The sequence below is a fragment of the Streptomyces sp. NPDC014995 genome, assembly GCF_043080745.1.
Classification (GTDB): domain Bacteria; phylum Actinomycetota; class Actinomycetes; order Streptomycetales; family Streptomycetaceae; genus Streptomyces.
In genome coordinates this window covers 1-12,619 of the sequence record NZ_JBIBVX010000015.1, presented here as the reverse complement: position 1 = coordinate 12,619, position 12,619 = coordinate 1, and the positions used below count along the sequence as shown (strand labels likewise).

Here is a 12,619-nt window from a genome sequence, read left to right as displayed (position 1 = left end):
GGGAACCGATCCGGGGATGCCGTCCCCGTTTCAGTCGGACACCTGACTAAACGGGGAGACCATCCCCGGTTATTTCCCACCCACCGCTTCTTCTGATGTGACCTGAGCCACACACGCCGGTTGCGACCGGGCCGCACACCCGCACTGCATCCGATGCGACCGGAGCCGAACACCTGCGCTACATCCGATGCGACCGGAGCCGCACACGTACGGCGCACCCGACGCGAACTCAGTCACATAAAGCCGCGGCGTCACTGAGGGACACCAACCCCGGGCCCCTGAGCGACACCACCCCCGGACCCACCACCCCGCCCCACCCCACCCCACCTCTACGCGCGAGTAATCCACGATCGGCCGCCCACAGCGCGCGCCTCCCCCGCCTCCGACGGAGGGTGACGACAAGGGTGCAGCCGGTGACCGGTGGCTGCCTGGAGCGAGAGGTTCCTGCATGCAGCCGCAGCCTGAGCGCCTCCGGGGAGCCCACCAGGGCACACCCTCGGAGCCGCTCCGCCGTCGGATACGCCCGCGCCGCGCGGCCGCCCTCGCGTGCGTGACCGCCCTGACCTTCGCGGTCAGCACGTCGGCCGGCTCCGGACGACTCGGCCCGCACCCGAAGGCGCCGGCCGGCGCGGGGCCCATCTCCCTGGCCCGCTCCGCCGCCCTCGCCCCCTGCATGATCAATGGCCACCCCACCGTTCACCTCTCCGAGGGGGTGCCGACGCCCGGCGGCTACTCACGCTCCACGGGCACCGTCCGCGCCCTGACCCTCATGATCGACTTCTCCGACGCACCCGGCAGGGGCAGCGCGCTGGACCGCTTCCGCGAGTTCTTCCCGCAGACCCAGCAGTGGTTCCGCACCGCCTCCTACGGCCGCCTCGACTACCGCCCCCACACCCCGGTCCGGCACTGGCTGCGCATGCCCAAGCCGTTCAAGGCGTACGGCATAGAGCGCGGCGCGCCCTTCGACCCCGGCTACCGGGAACTCGTCCAGGACATCGTGGCCGCCGCCGACCCGGCCGTCGACTTCCGGGCGTACGACCTCCTGAACGTGCTGGTCACCCCGAACGCGGGGCCCTCCGCGCTGGACACGGTCCTGTCGGTGACGTTCGCCGGCAACCCCGAGGCTCCGGTGGCCGACGGCGTCCCCGTCGCGAACGCCTCCTTCGTCTACTCCCGCCAGGACGACGGCTCCGGCTCCTACGCCGAGACCGGCTACCGCGTCCTGCCGCACGAGAACGGCCATGTCTTCGGCCTGCCCGACCTCTACACCCAGGAGGGCGGAGGCGCGGTCGGCCACTGGGACATCATGAGCGAGGACTGGGGCGCCAACAACGACCTGCTCGGCTGGCACAAGTGGAAGCTGGGCTGGCTGGACGCCGACCAGATCGACTGCGCGGCCGCCCGCGGCACGTCGGAGTACGCCCTCACGCCCCTCTTCCGGCGGGGCGGCCCGAAGCTGGTCTTCGTCCCGCTCGACCGCCGCAGCGGCTACGCCGTCGAACTGCGCACCCGCGGCGGCAACGACGAGGCGGTCTGCCGCCCCGGCATCCTCATCTACCGGGTCGACGCGGACGTCGACACGGGCATGGGCCCGGTGACCGTCTACGACTCCCGGCACGACAGCGGCGGCTGCACCCGCAGCCCCAACGTCCACGCCGAACTCTCCGACGCGCCCTTCGTACCGGGCGAGACCTTCAAGGACCCGAAGCGGGGGGTGCGGATCTCGGTGACCGCGGCCGACCTGGAGGGGAAGTACCGGATACGGGTGACGCGGAGGTAGACCGCCCGGACCTCCGAATCTCTTCACGAATCGAACCCCCGCGCGACCCCATGAGCATCAACTCCAGCGCATGGTCCACCGCCCTTCCCTGCCAGGGAGCGCGCAGCTTGGCCATGAAGACCGACTGGCTCCCCCACCAGGCCGACCGGACCGTGTCCGGCAAGGCCCAAAGGCGATCACGTGCCACACCACCGAGGGCACCCACTGCGCACTACCTGAACCCCCTCCCCAGGTCCTACCCTCCACCCCCCACCGCTTCCTCCCTCCATGCCCACCGCTCCCCGCCGTCCCGCCGCCCTGCCGGTTACGGTGTCCCCGAGATCCTCCACGGGAGCACACACCACCCATGCCACCGACCGGCACCACCACGACGTCATCCACCGCCGCCGCGGCACCTGCCGAGGCCGTGGCCCCGCTGATGCGCGGCATCGCCGTGCTGCACCGGCTCACCGAGGCGAACGGAGTGCTGAGCCTCAGCGCGCTGGAACGCGCCACGGGCCTGGCCCGCTCGACCGTGGACCGGATCGTCGGCACCCTCGCCCGCATGGGATACGTCCGCCTGGACGGCCGGGACGCGACCCTGACCCCCCGCGTGATGGAACTGGGCAACGCCTACCTGGCCGCCCTGCGCCTGCCCGCACTGCTGAGCGCCCGGGCGGACGCCCTGGCCGACGAGTTGGACGAGTCCGTGTCCCTGGCGGTCGCCGACCGCGACGGCATCCGTTTCATCCACCAGGCGACCCGCCGCCGCGCGATGTCCCTGAGCTTCCGCATCGGTGACCTGCTGCCCGCCGAACGCACCGCGCCGGGCCCGCTGTTCGCGACGGAGTGGACGGACGAGGAGTGGCGGGCGTGGCGCGCCCGCCGGGCGGCAGACCCGCACCACCACGGTTTCCCGGCCGTACCGCCGGCGCCACGCGGCACAGCGGACGAGGACTTCGTCCACAGGACGGCACGGGCGGCCACGGAGAACTACGCCCTGGACGACCAGCTGATCGAGCCGGGCCTGGTGGCGGTCTCCGTCCCGGTCCGCGATCCGCGCACCGCCCGGATCGCGTGCGTGGCGAACGTCGTGAGCCATACCAGCCGGCACACCGCGGCCGACCTGCGCGACACGCTCCTGCCCCGCCTCCGGACGGCCGTGACGGCCATGGAGGAGGAACTGCGCCAGGCGCCACCCCCAGAACCCGGACCGCCCCCCGCGGGGCTGGCGATCTGGACGGGCGCGTCGAAGCAGGAACTGGGCCGGGAGTTCGTCGAGTCCCTGGCCCGCGGCCTGACCGTCCTGACGGCGTTCGGCGAGGGCAGGGCGGAGCTGACCCTCACGGAGGTCGCCAAGGCCACGGGCCTGGCGAGGGCGACGGCCCGCCGTGCACTGATCACCTACGAACACCTGGGCCTGGTGACACCGACACCCGACCGCGGGTTCGCCCTGACCCCCCGCGTCCTGTCCCTGGGCTTCCCACCCCTCTCCCGCACGTCCCTCCCCCGGATCGCGACCCCGCACCTGACGACGCTGGCGGAACGGATCCAGGAGTCGACGTCCCTGGCCGTCCTGAGTGAGCGGGGCGACGAGATCCAGTACACGGCCCGGGTGACCGCGAGCCACGTCATGAGCGTGGACATCACCGTGGGAACACGGCTTCCGGCGCGGGCCACGTCGCTGGGCCGGATCCTGCTGCCGGACGTGGACACCTCAGCGGGCTACGCCCTGGTCGACGAGGAACTGGAGCAGGGCGTGCGCTCGATCGCGGTCCCGATCCACGACCGGACCGGCCGGGTGATCGCCGCCCTGAACGCGGCGACCCACGTCGCCCGCCGCACGGTCGAGGAATGCGTCCACGACATCCTCCCCGACCTGGAGTCGACCGCCTCCCACATCGAGACAGACCTCCACACAGCAGCCCGCTTCACCCGCGTCCCCCTGACCTGACCCCCCACCCCCACCGACCACATCCGGTACGCTGACGCCTGTGACCCACGCGCCAACGGTCACACCTTCGCCTTCGTAGCTCAGGGGATAGAGCACCGCTCTCCTAAAGCGGGTGTCGCAGGTTCGAATCCTGCCGGGGGCACAAGGGAAAAGGCCCCGGACCGATCATGGTCCGGGGCCTTTGACATCCACTTCTGACATCAACGCGGGCGGTCACTGACGACCGGGACGCCTCCGCAGCAGCCGGTCCATGTGGCTCATGGCTTCCCGCTGCGTGTCCTGCACGACGTGCGTGTAGACGTCCATGGTGATGCTGATCTGCGAGTGGCCCAGGATCTCCATCACGACGCGGGGCGCGACTCCGGCCGCCGTGAGGAGGGTCGCGGTGCCGTGGCGAGCGTCGTGCAGCCGGATGACGCGGAGGCCGGCGGACTCAGCGACACGGGTGAAGGAGCGGTAGACGTTCCGCGGCTCGACCTGACGGCCGGTACGGGTGGTGAAGACGTAGCCCGACTCCTGCCAGGTCTCCCCCGCCCTGGTCCGAGCCGCCGCCTGCCGCATCCGGTGCCAACGCAAGGACGCGATGCAGAGCGCGGGCAGCGGGACGACACGCCGGCGCCGGCTCTTGGGGTCGTCGTCGTAGAGGACACCGCGACGGCGCTGGGTCTGCTGGCGGACGTAGAGGACGCGGTTGTCGAGGTCGAGGTCGGACCAGCGGAGACCGATGATCTCGCCCCGACGCAGCCCCATGGCGATAGCGAGGACGAAGGCCGCGTAGAGCGGATCCTTACGAGAGGCGGCGAGGAAATCGAGCGTCTCGTCGAGGCTCCAGGGCTGCAACTCCCGATTGTCCGTGCGCGGCGGTTCGACGAGCTTGGCGACATTGCGCGTGATGAGTTCCTCACGGCAGGCGGAGGTCAGCGCCGAGCGCAGAACCCGGTGCGACTCCTTGGCGGTTGCGGCGGTCGTCTCCTTCTCCAGGCGGACGAGGAAACGGCGGACGTCGGCGACGCCGAGGCTTTCGAGCCGCTTGCTGCCGAGGAGGGGCACCAGGTAAAGGCGGACGTGTGCTTCGTATTTGTCGAAGGTGCTGAGCTTGCGCCGGGGCTTGATGACGTTGTCCAGCCAGTACGGCAGCCATTCGGAGAGCTTGGCCGACTTGGTGGGCACGGGCACGCCCTGGTCCACCTTGTCGAGCAGCTCCCGGCGCTTGGCGTCGCACTCGGCCCACGTCTTGCCGTAGGCGAACTTGCGGGCACGGGTGCCGTCCGGCTGGAGCACGTAGACCGCGCACTGGAAGCGGCCGTCCTTGCGCTTGGTGATGGTGCCGGCGCCGTTCGGGTTGCGCTTGCGCTGACTGGCCATCAGGCAGCCTCCTCGATCTGTCCGAGGACGAAGTCCGTGACGGCGTGGGCAGGGATGCGGCGGGCGCCGTCGATCTTGATGGAGGCGAGGCGGTGCGATCGGATGAGGTCGTAGACCTTGGAACGCCCGAGCTTGAGCCGGGCCATGACCTCCGGCACGGTCAGGAGTTCGGCGGTAGCGGTGGCGGTGGTCATGCTGCGGCTCCCTCCTCGGTGAAGCTGTCACGCAGGGCGTCGCGGGCGGTCTCGCGGTTGGTCTGGAGGTCGCGGGCGATGGTGGCGGCGAGGGCGGCTTCGCCAGGGGTGTGGCCGTGGCCGGCGTACTGCCAGTCGGTCAGGACGAGGACGGTGTCCGGCTCGCGGTCGTCGAGGCCGAGGGCGGCGTGCTCCTGGGCGGCGCGGAAGTCGGCGCGTTCCTGGCGGAGGGCGCCGAGGGTGGTGGAGTAGGCGCGCGACTTGGACGAGAAGTGGCCGCGGAAGCCGAGCATGTGCGCCCAGGCCCAGAGGCGTCGGTCCGGGTACAGGGCATCGAGGTCGCGGCAGGCGGTGATGAGCCGCCGGGTGTGGTCGGGGACGCCGTGGCGGTCGAGTTCGGCGAGTTCGCCGATGCGGCGGTCGAGGGTGCCGGTGTTCTCGGCGGCTTTGGTGGCGTACTTGGCGACGTACGAGGCGACGGCCTGTTCCGTGATGTCGGAGCCGTCCCCGAAGGCCTTGACCGGGCGGACGTCGAGCTGTCGGCCCCAGCGGAACGTCCGAGCGGGTTGATCGGCGGCGGCCGGGACGGAGACGGAGGTGTAGGAGTGCGCGGCGGCGGCCCGTACCGCGTCCGTGAGCACATCGACCGTGGCCCAGACGGGCGGCGGGGTGCCGGGTCCGTCGGGGCCGTCGAGGCGTACGACGGCGTGGAAGTGCAGGGCCCCGCGCTTTTGGAACTCGGCCACCTTGCTGTACGAGACGCGCAGGTGGTCGGCGAGTTCTCGGCGGGCCAGGCCGCCACGGGCGGCGAGTTCCCGGCGGAGCCGGGTGGTGAAGCGCTGCCAGAGCTGTCCCGCGTGGTTGTTGAACAGGACGGCGCCCGCGTAGTCGTAGGCGTCCGGGTCGAGGGCGGTGGCCAGCTCCGGGGCGTCGGACGCATGCCGGGCGCCGCAGCGGCAGGGGCCGCCGTGATCGGGCCGGTTGTGGACCGGGCCGAACGAGGGGGCCGTGAGGGTGGCGAAGACACGCGGGTGATCGCGGACGTCGGCGGGGATGTCGCGGCGGTCGTCCCCGGCGAGGCCGGCGCGGATCAGGTGGTAGGTGTCGCCCGCGTAGGTCCAGGCGCAGGACGGGCAGCGGGAGGCCCGGCGGTTGCCGCAGGCGAGGCGGAGGCGTCCGCCCGGCTCGTTCTCGGTGGAGTAGTGGTGCAGCGTCTCGCCGGTGGTCTTGTCCTTGGTGAGTGTCCAGCCGGTCAGGTGGATCGGGTCGGAGCAGCCGCCGGTACGGCGGATCTGGTCCTCCCAGCGGGTGTAGTCGGCAGCCGAGGCCACCCGGAGGATGTCTCCGAGGATGATCGGGTCGAGCAGGTGGGCGGACGTGGTCACCTTGGATGTCGCGGGTGAGGCCCGGTGGGCCATGCTGGAGGTTCCTTCCGGTTGCGAGATCGATCGGTGGGGACGGCTCCCGGGCGGCGGATGCTTGGCGGTATCAGGGCCGCCCGGGGGCCGGTCAGCGACGCTTGGCGTCGGAGGCGAGCAGCGAGCGCAGGACGACCGCGCAGACGGCGACCGAGGCGCCGGTGATGGCGACGGCCAGGAGCATCGAGACCAGGACGGCGCCGACGACCAGGACGGCGGCGGTGCCAGCGCCGACGAGGGCGAGGGCGGTGCCGGGGGTGAGCTGGACCGTAGGGCGAGTCGACGCGGCGGGGCCCGGGGTGGACGTCGGGTGATGCTGGACCACGGTGGTCGGCTCGACGACGGCGGGCGGGGTGACGAGCCCGGTGGGGGTGGGCATGGTGGGAATCTTCGGGCGGAGCATGGCAGGGCTCCCTACTTGGTGATGGCGGTGTCGATGACGGGGGCGAGGAGGCTGTCGGCGAGGAGGTAGCCGCCGAGGAGCAGCACCAGGACCAGCCAGAGCGGCGGGCGGAAGAGCTTGCAGCCGAGGTAGCCGACGGCGGCGAGGGCGAACCAGAGGGGGACCTGCATGTCGGGTGTCTCCTAGCGGACGCGGCAGCGGTGGGTGCGGGCGGCGAGCTGGGCGGCGGTCTGGCTGGAGTAGTCGGCGGACCAGCCGCAGCGGTCGGCGGTGCAGACGGCGGCGTGTGCGGTGTGGCCGTGGCGGTCGCGGTGGGTGCCGATCTGTACGGGGCCGATGCCGCATCACGGAGTGGAAGTGGTCGCGGGCGGGCATGGCGGTCAGTCCTTCCGGGTGGTGGGGTCGGGGAAGCTGGCGCGGATGGCGGCGGCGGTGGCCGGGCTGGTGGTGCGCTGGGCGGCTTCCTCGGCGAGCAGGTGGGCGAGGTAGGGCCGGTCGGCGGCGGTCATCTCGCGGGCGCTGTCGAGGTAGTCGGCGGCGGTCAGGTCGGCGGGGTCGCAGGTCATCGGTGTGCCTTTCTTGCCGGTCAGGTGAGGTGGGCGGCGATGGCGTCGGCGAGGTGGGGCGGGACGCCGAGGCGGGCGCGCAGGGTGTCGGTGTCGATGGGGGCGCCGGTGCGGTCGCGGTAGTCGGCGGCGACCTTGCGGGCGTGGTCGACGAGGACGGCGGGAACCGCGGGCGCCGGGTCGGCGGGCGGAAGGGCCGGGGGTTCCTCCACCGGGGCCGGGGCCGGGGCCAGGTCGGGTTCCGGGTCCGGCACGGGGTCGGGGTCCGGTGTGCGGTCGTCGGCGCGGTCGGGTTCGGGGGCCGGGGCGGGTGCCGGCGGAGTGGGTGTGCGGTGGTCGGCGGAGTGGGCGAGAAGGGTGCCGCCGAGGAAGGCGAGGGCGGGCCATCCGGCGATGCCCAGGCGGAGCAGGGCGGGCGGGTCGGCCAGGTCGAGGAATCCAGCGGTGGCGACGTTGGCGCCGAGCGAGGCGAACAGGGCGATGAGGAACCAGCACCAGGCCAGCCGGGACGGCCCCTCACTGCGCAGGCGTCGCCAGGCGGCAACCAGGAGCAGGTCCACCGAGACCGGGTAGGCCCAGGCCTTCCAGCCGTCCTGTCCGGCAGCGGCGGCCAGGTCGTGCAGGTGGGCGAAGGACAGCGCCCCGGCGATGACGGCCTGGACCAGAACGGCGTCGACGCGCAGGCCGTGACGGGCGGCCATCAGCACTCCTCACCGGTCGGCGGCTCGGGGAGCGAGGCGGCCAGGGAGGGGCTGACGATGTCGACGAAGTCGAGGTCAGCACCGGTGGAGTCGGCGTAGAGGGCGAGCTGGCCCAGGAGCAGGACGGTGCGGGCGAAGTCCTCGCAGTCGGGACACATGACGCGGGTTCTCCCTTCATCAGGCATGGCGGGGGTAGGGACTTGGCGCGAGGGACGGTCGCGCCGGCCGATGGGACGAGCGAGAGATCAGGCGGTGGCCGGAGAAGGCTTGGCCGACGGCACGGGAGCGGCGGCGGGTCCGGCGAGGGCGGGCCGAAACGGTGCCAGTTCGGGCAGGGCCGGGGTGCGGTCGGCGTGCCGGTTGCAGGTGTTCACGGCCTGGCGGAGTGAGGTGTGTGGGGCGCGGATGCGGTGCCAGCCGCCGGTGGAGTCTCCGGCTATGGCGAGGCCGCGCAGTTCGGCGGGGATCTGGATGGCGGCCAGGACGGCATCCGGGGAGATGTCGCCGAAGGCCATGTTGGCGGAGGTCTCGTCGTTGACGCGGTGGGCGGTACGGCCGGTGAGCTGGGCGCGAAGCATGGTGATGCCCTTGCCGAGCTCGGAGCCGAAGCGCTGCCCACAGATCTCCAGGTAGATGCCGGCCGCACGGCCGAGCTGGGCCAGGCGGACCAGCGCGGTGATGATCCGGTCCCGCCGCTTCTCCTCCTCCTTGCTGGCGAACAGGGCGAGTTCGGCGACCTCGTCGACCAGGACCACGACCGGCACCGGCCGCAGATGCTCGGGCAGGTCCCAGATGTCGGCGGCGATCTCCGCGTCCGGCACGTCGACCGTGATCCGCTGCTGGGCACGGATGAGCTGATAGACGTCTGCCATCCGAGTCACGAGCGCGTCGAGCAGTTCGGCGGCGGTGTCGGGATTGTCGGCCAGCGCGGAGAACCGGCGGGCCAGCGGGAACAGCTCGACCCCCTGTTTGCAGTCGATGCCGACCAGGGCGACATCCATGGGGGCGAGTCCGACGACCAGGTTGCGCTGGTAGACGGACTTGCCGGATTCCGTGGCGCCGAGGGTGAGGGCGTGCGGGACGGCGCGGTAGTCGCGGTAGTGCACCGAGCCGTCCTGCCGCAGGGCGACGGGAACCCGCATGGGCCGGGTCTCGGTCGTGGCGGGCATCTGCACCCGCTTGAGGACGTCGTAGCCGGTCATCCGCACTTCCACGACGCCGGACCGCAGTTCACGCGAGGTGACCCCGTACATCGAGAACGAGTGCCGCAGCCGGTCCGAGGCGGCGGCGACGTCGAAGGCGTCTTGTCCGGGGCGCAGCTTGAGCCGTAGGACCAGGCCGGTGCGAGTCGGCCACAGCCGCAAGATGCGCGGTGGACGGGACTCCGGCATAGGGCGGTTGGTGACCCGTGCCAGGGCGAGCCGCCATCTCGCAGGCGGTACGGTCAGCCCGCAGGCGTCCATGACGGAGCCGTACCGGACCAGAACCCGCAGCGTGGCCAGGATGATCCCGAAGGCCAGCCAGTACCAGGCGGGACGCCGCCACCGCAGGAGACCCGCGGCGGCGACGACCAGCACCAGAGCGACCGTGAAGCCGGTCATGATCAGGCCGCCTTCGGTCCTGCAGCGGCGTTGACGTCAGCGAGCGAGGTGACCGCGACCGCACGGAACGCGATGCCGTGCCGCTTCTGACCGTTGAAGTCGTTCTCCCACGGCCGGGCAACCAGGCCAGTGAGCGCGACCGGCGTGCCCATGGCCAGCTCACCGCTGATCCCGGGCTCCGGGACGGTGATGGACAGGATCTCCACCTCCTCGTTCGCCGCGAACATCACGTCAACCGTCATCAGCTTCGCGCCGGACTCGATGTCCATGGCGATCTCGCCCGTGCGGCGGTCCTTGACCTTGGGCTGCGGAGTCTTGGCGACCATCACGATCGCGGCGGAGGTGTCGACGGGAATCTGACGCATAGCGGAGCACTCCTCTATAGATGCCGAACTTCGACACTCATGTACATGAGTGACATGAAGAAGAGTGCATGACTCCTGTACATGAGTCAACCCGCCGCGAAGAAGAACTCGCGACGGGCTGTAAGAAGTTGAGTGAGCGTCAGTCGTCGGCAGGGATGCGGTACTCGAAAACGAACTGATCAGCGGCCATGAGCGTGTCGCACACCTCGACCACGAGACCCGCGGTCGTACGGGCCTCCCGGATCAGGTGAACCACGGCAGCACCCGGGCTCAGCGCAAGCTCCGAGGCTTCCGCCTTCGAGGCCGGCCGCGCTTGCAGCGTCTCGACGAACTCCGCGAACTCATGTCCGTGATCTTCGAGCCGGGCGTAGATGCCACCGCCACCGGGGTTCTCGGCGAACAGCTCCGGGATCTCCTTCACGACGTCCCACGGCAGGTAGGACGTGGCGGTCTCGACCGGAACGCCGTTGCGGAAGTAGAGGCGCCGACGGGCCAGCACCTGCGTGCCGGCGGGGACGCCCAGCCGCTGGGCGGCATCCTCGGGAGCCTCCATAGGCCCGATGTAGAGGACGCTGACCTTTGCGGTGGCGCCGGACTGGGCGGACTCCGCGAGGTAGGCCGCCTGCCCTCCTTGCCTGAGCGAGCGCCGGAAGCGATCGGAGGAGCGGTGCCGCACAGGAGGCCGGTTCTTCACGATCGAGCCCTTGCCGTGCCGGGTCTCGACGAGTCCACTCGCCCGCACCTCGGCCATGGCCTTACGGATGGTTCCGCCAGACACGCCGTAGCGATCCACCAGCTCGGATTCACTCGGCACCATGTCGCCAGGCTTCAGAACCCCCGCCCGGATCTGCTGCACGATCTCTTCCGCGATCTGCACGTACCGAGGCCCGGCCGTGCCCCCTCCAGCAGCAGTTCCCATAGTCCTTCTCTGCCTCCTAAGCTCCTCTACATGAGTCAACCACAGGAAGCGACACCGCCTCCCCTGCACTCCGTGTCAGTAGCCGGAGTGGTGGTGCGCGAGGACGGCCGTCTCCTGGCGATCCGCCGAGCCGACAACGGCACCTGGGAGCTCCCCGGCGGGATCCTCGAACTCGACGAGGCCCCGGAAGCCGGCGTGGTCCGCGAGGTCCTGGAAGAGACCGGCATCCACGTCGAGGTGGACGAACTCACCGGCGTGTACAAGAACATGGTCCGAGGCGTTGTCGCCCTGGTCTTCCGCTGCAAGCCCTCCGGCGGCACGGAACGCACCTCCAGCGAGTCCACCGCCGTTTCCTGGCTCACTCCGGACGAGGTCAGCGAGCGCATGACCGAGGTCTACGCAGTCAGGCTCCTGGACGCCTTGGACGGCAACGGCCCCCACGTACGCAGCCACGACGGCAAGCACCTCATCCCAGCGGGATAAGACTTTCTCTCCATCATCAAGGCGGCTCGCTCCGCTCACCGCGCGCCCCGGCCCCCGGCCGGGCCTGCGCTCCTAATGGTGCGGTAAGACGTTGAGCCGTTCATGATGGCCGAGCGTCTTGGGCGGGTCGGCATGTGGTGATCCGTAGCCGCTCCTGAGGCCTGACCTCTTAAGACAGAGCCGGCCCCACGTGCCTACTTGCCCAGTGCAGCATCGCGGGGGTGGCGGGGCCGGCCCGCGCTCATGCCTTCGTCCCGCGCGGGCCGACCCCGCCACCCCCGCTCGCACGCAAACAGCGGCATCGTTAGTTCTCGTGGTCCAAGCCGCCGCCAGGGAACACCTCTCACCGCTCGGCGAACGCTTCAGTTCCGCAGCTGACCGAGACCCCTGACGACCGCTGGGATTGCGAACGACTGATCGGATGACGGGCCGTCGAGCCCTGCCATTAGGAAGACGCGCAACCCCTGCCCGGCGAGGACCAGCACGCCACCGCCAATCAGAGGACACCCCCATGACCAGCGTGTTCTGCGGTATCGACTGGGCCACCGACCACCACGACATCGCCCTGCTCGACGAAACCGGCACCCTCCTCGCCAAGCTCCGCATCGACGACAACCCCGAAGGCCTCACCCAGCTCCTCGACCTCCTGGCCCGCCACGGCGACAACCCCGACAACCCGATCCCCGTCGCCATTGAGACCTCCCACGGACTCCTGGTCGCCTGCCTGCGCGCCACCGGACGGCCGATCTACGTCATCAACCCACTCACCGCCGCCCGCTACCGCGACCGCTACGCGCTCAGCCGCAAGAAGTCCGACCACCTCGACGCCAAAGTCCTGGCCCACATCCTGCGCACCGATCCCGCCGAACACCGCTCTCTGCCCGCCGACAG

General features: G+C 70.9%; 15 protein-coding genes, 1 tRNA gene and 1 pseudogene. 5 read left to right on the top strand and 12 right to left on the bottom strand.

Going from position 1 to position 12,619, the window contains the following annotated elements; all coding sequences use genetic code 11:
• Positions 1-448: 448 nt before the first annotated feature.
• The 3 genes from ACF1A1_RS28040 to ACF1A1_RS28030 all read left to right on the top strand — a co-directional run bounded on the left by ACF1A1_RS28040 (position 449) and on the right by ACF1A1_RS28030 (position 3,855).
• Complete coding sequence (locus ACF1A1_RS28040) at positions 449-1,780, top strand: M6 family metalloprotease domain-containing protein (RefSeq protein ID WP_392003777.1); 1,332 nt, start codon at positions 449-451, stop codon at positions 1,778-1,780.
• A 346-nt stretch (positions 1,781-2,126) separates the two neighbouring features.
• Complete coding sequence (locus ACF1A1_RS28035; RefSeq protein WP_392003776.1) at positions 2,127-3,713, top strand: helix-turn-helix domain-containing protein; 1,587 nt, start codon at positions 2,127-2,129, stop codon at positions 3,711-3,713.
• Between the two features lie 69 nt (positions 3,714-3,782).
• Positions 3,783-3,855, top strand: a tRNA-Arg gene (locus tag ACF1A1_RS28030).
• A gap of 71 nt (positions 3,856-3,926) precedes the next feature.
• Here the strand turns inward: ACF1A1_RS28030 and ACF1A1_RS28025 are convergent.
• From ACF1A1_RS28025 to ACF1A1_RS27970, 12 genes and pseudogenes are all read right to left on the bottom strand, one after another.
• Positions 3,927-5,078 carry a tyrosine-type recombinase/integrase gene (locus ACF1A1_RS28025; protein ID WP_392003775.1) on the bottom strand — a complete coding sequence of 384 codons (1,152 nt, stop codon included), beginning with the start codon at positions 5,076-5,078 and terminating at the stop codon, positions 3,927-3,929.
• Positions 5,078-5,272: a helix-turn-helix domain-containing protein gene (locus ACF1A1_RS28020; RefSeq protein WP_290012560.1), complete on the bottom strand. Its 195-nt coding sequence runs from the start codon at positions 5,270-5,272 to the stop codon at positions 5,078-5,080. The genes ACF1A1_RS28025 and ACF1A1_RS28020 overlap by 1 nt, the downstream gene beginning before the upstream one ends.
• Positions 5,269-6,690: a replication initiator protein RepSA gene (gene repSA, locus ACF1A1_RS28015; protein ID WP_392003774.1), complete on the bottom strand. Its 1,422-nt coding sequence runs from the start codon at positions 6,688-6,690 to the stop codon at positions 5,269-5,271. Before repSA ends, ACF1A1_RS28020 begins: the two co-directional genes overlap by 4 nt.
• 91 nt (positions 6,691-6,781) lie before the next feature.
• Positions 6,782-7,093: a SpdD-like protein gene (locus ACF1A1_RS28010; protein WP_392003773.1), complete on the bottom strand. Its 312-nt coding sequence runs from the start codon at positions 7,091-7,093 to the stop codon at positions 6,782-6,784.
• 11 nt (positions 7,094-7,104) lie between these two features.
• The gene (locus ACF1A1_RS28005; protein WP_392003772.1) at positions 7,105-7,263 is read right to left on the bottom strand and encodes a hypothetical protein; all 159 of its coding nucleotides are present in this window, start codon (positions 7,261-7,263) and stop codon (positions 7,105-7,107) included.
• Positions 7,264-7,275: 12 nt separating this feature from the next.
• Positions 7,276-7,468: pseudogene (locus ACF1A1_RS28000) on the bottom strand (mobile element transfer protein).
• Positions 7,469-7,473: 5 nt separating this feature from the next.
• A complete protein-coding gene (locus tag ACF1A1_RS27995) occupies positions 7,474-7,659 on the bottom strand; it encodes a hypothetical protein (RefSeq protein WP_392003771.1) in 186 nt (61 codons plus the stop codon).
• 20 nt (positions 7,660-7,679) lie between these two features.
• A complete protein-coding gene (locus tag ACF1A1_RS27990; RefSeq protein ID WP_392003770.1) occupies positions 7,680-8,360 on the bottom strand; it encodes a DUF2637 domain-containing protein in 681 nt (226 codons plus the stop codon).
• Positions 8,360-8,518, bottom strand: a complete 159-nt coding sequence (locus tag ACF1A1_RS27985) for a hypothetical protein (RefSeq protein WP_392003769.1) — start codon at positions 8,516-8,518, stop codon at positions 8,360-8,362. Before ACF1A1_RS27985 ends, ACF1A1_RS27990 begins: the two co-directional genes overlap by 1 nt.
• Positions 8,519-8,605: 87 nt before the next feature.
• Positions 8,606-9,961, bottom strand: a complete 1,356-nt coding sequence (locus tag ACF1A1_RS27980) for an FtsK/SpoIIIE domain-containing protein (protein ID WP_392003768.1) — start codon at positions 9,959-9,961, stop codon at positions 8,606-8,608.
• A gap of 2 nt (positions 9,962-9,963) precedes the next feature.
• Complete coding sequence (locus ACF1A1_RS27975; protein ID WP_392003767.1) at positions 9,964-10,326, bottom strand: hypothetical protein; 363 nt, start codon at positions 10,324-10,326, stop codon at positions 9,964-9,966.
• Between the two features lie 139 nt (positions 10,327-10,465).
• Positions 10,466-11,245: a GntR family transcriptional regulator gene (locus tag ACF1A1_RS27970; RefSeq protein WP_190154420.1), complete on the bottom strand. Its 780-nt coding sequence runs from the start codon at positions 11,243-11,245 to the stop codon at positions 10,466-10,468.
• A gap of 30 nt (positions 11,246-11,275) precedes the next feature.
• On the opposite strand from ACF1A1_RS27970, the gene ACF1A1_RS27965 reads away from it, so the two are divergent.
• Together ACF1A1_RS27965 and ACF1A1_RS27960 are read left to right on the top strand one after the other, a co-directional pair.
• Positions 11,276-11,728 (top strand): NUDIX hydrolase, encoded by a 453-nt coding sequence (locus ACF1A1_RS27965; RefSeq protein ID WP_392003766.1) that lies wholly within the window; start codon positions 11,276-11,278, stop codon positions 11,726-11,728.
• Between the two features lie 511 nt (positions 11,729-12,239).
• Positions 12,240-12,619 (top strand): transposase (locus tag ACF1A1_RS27960; protein ID WP_392003765.1); only part of this gene is annotated, 380 nt, incomplete at its 3' end.

Bases quoted from the DNA above. Each gene is read 5' to 3' on its own strand.
- ACF1A1_RS28040 (WP_392003777.1), top strand. From the start codon at position 449: ATGCAGCCGCAGCCTGAGCGCCTCCGGGGAGCCCACCAGGGCACACCC.
- ACF1A1_RS28035 (WP_392003776.1), top strand. From the start codon at position 2,127: ATGCCACCGACCGGCACCACCACGACGTCATCCACCGCCGCCGCGGCA.
- ACF1A1_RS28025 (WP_392003775.1), bottom strand. From the start codon at position 5,078: ATGGCCAGTCAGCGCAAGCGCAACCCGAACGGCGCCGGCACCATCACC.
- ACF1A1_RS28020 (WP_290012560.1), bottom strand. From the start codon at position 5,272: ATGACCACCGCCACCGCTACCGCCGAACTCCTGACCGTGCCGGAGGTC.
- repSA (WP_392003774.1), bottom strand. From the start codon at position 6,690: ATGGCCCACCGGGCCTCACCCGCGACATCCAAGGTGACCACGTCCGCC.
- ACF1A1_RS28010 (WP_392003773.1), bottom strand. From the start codon at position 7,093: ATGCTCCGCCCGAAGATTCCCACCATGCCCACCCCCACCGGGCTCGTC.
- ACF1A1_RS28005 (WP_392003772.1), bottom strand. From the start codon at position 7,263: ATGCAGGTCCCCCTCTGGTTCGCCCTCGCCGCCGTCGGCTACCTCGGC.
- ACF1A1_RS27995 (WP_392003771.1), bottom strand. From the start codon at position 7,659: ATGACCTGCGACCCCGCCGACCTGACCGCCGCCGACTACCTCGACAGC.
- ACF1A1_RS27990 (WP_392003770.1), bottom strand. From the start codon at position 8,360: ATGGCCGCCCGTCACGGCCTGCGCGTCGACGCCGTTCTGGTCCAGGCC.
- ACF1A1_RS27985 (WP_392003769.1), bottom strand. From the start codon at position 8,518: ATGTGTCCCGACTGCGAGGACTTCGCCCGCACCGTCCTGCTCCTGGGC.
- ACF1A1_RS27980 (WP_392003768.1), bottom strand. From the start codon at position 9,961: ATGACCGGCTTCACGGTCGCTCTGGTGCTGGTCGTCGCCGCCGCGGGT.
- ACF1A1_RS27975 (WP_392003767.1), bottom strand. From the start codon at position 10,326: ATGCGTCAGATTCCCGTCGACACCTCCGCCGCGATCGTGATGGTCGCC.
- ACF1A1_RS27970 (WP_190154420.1), bottom strand. From the start codon at position 11,245: ATGGGAACTGCTGCTGGAGGGGGCACGGCCGGGCCTCGGTACGTGCAG.
- ACF1A1_RS27965 (WP_392003766.1), top strand. From the start codon at position 11,276: ATGAGTCAACCACAGGAAGCGACACCGCCTCCCCTGCACTCCGTGTCA.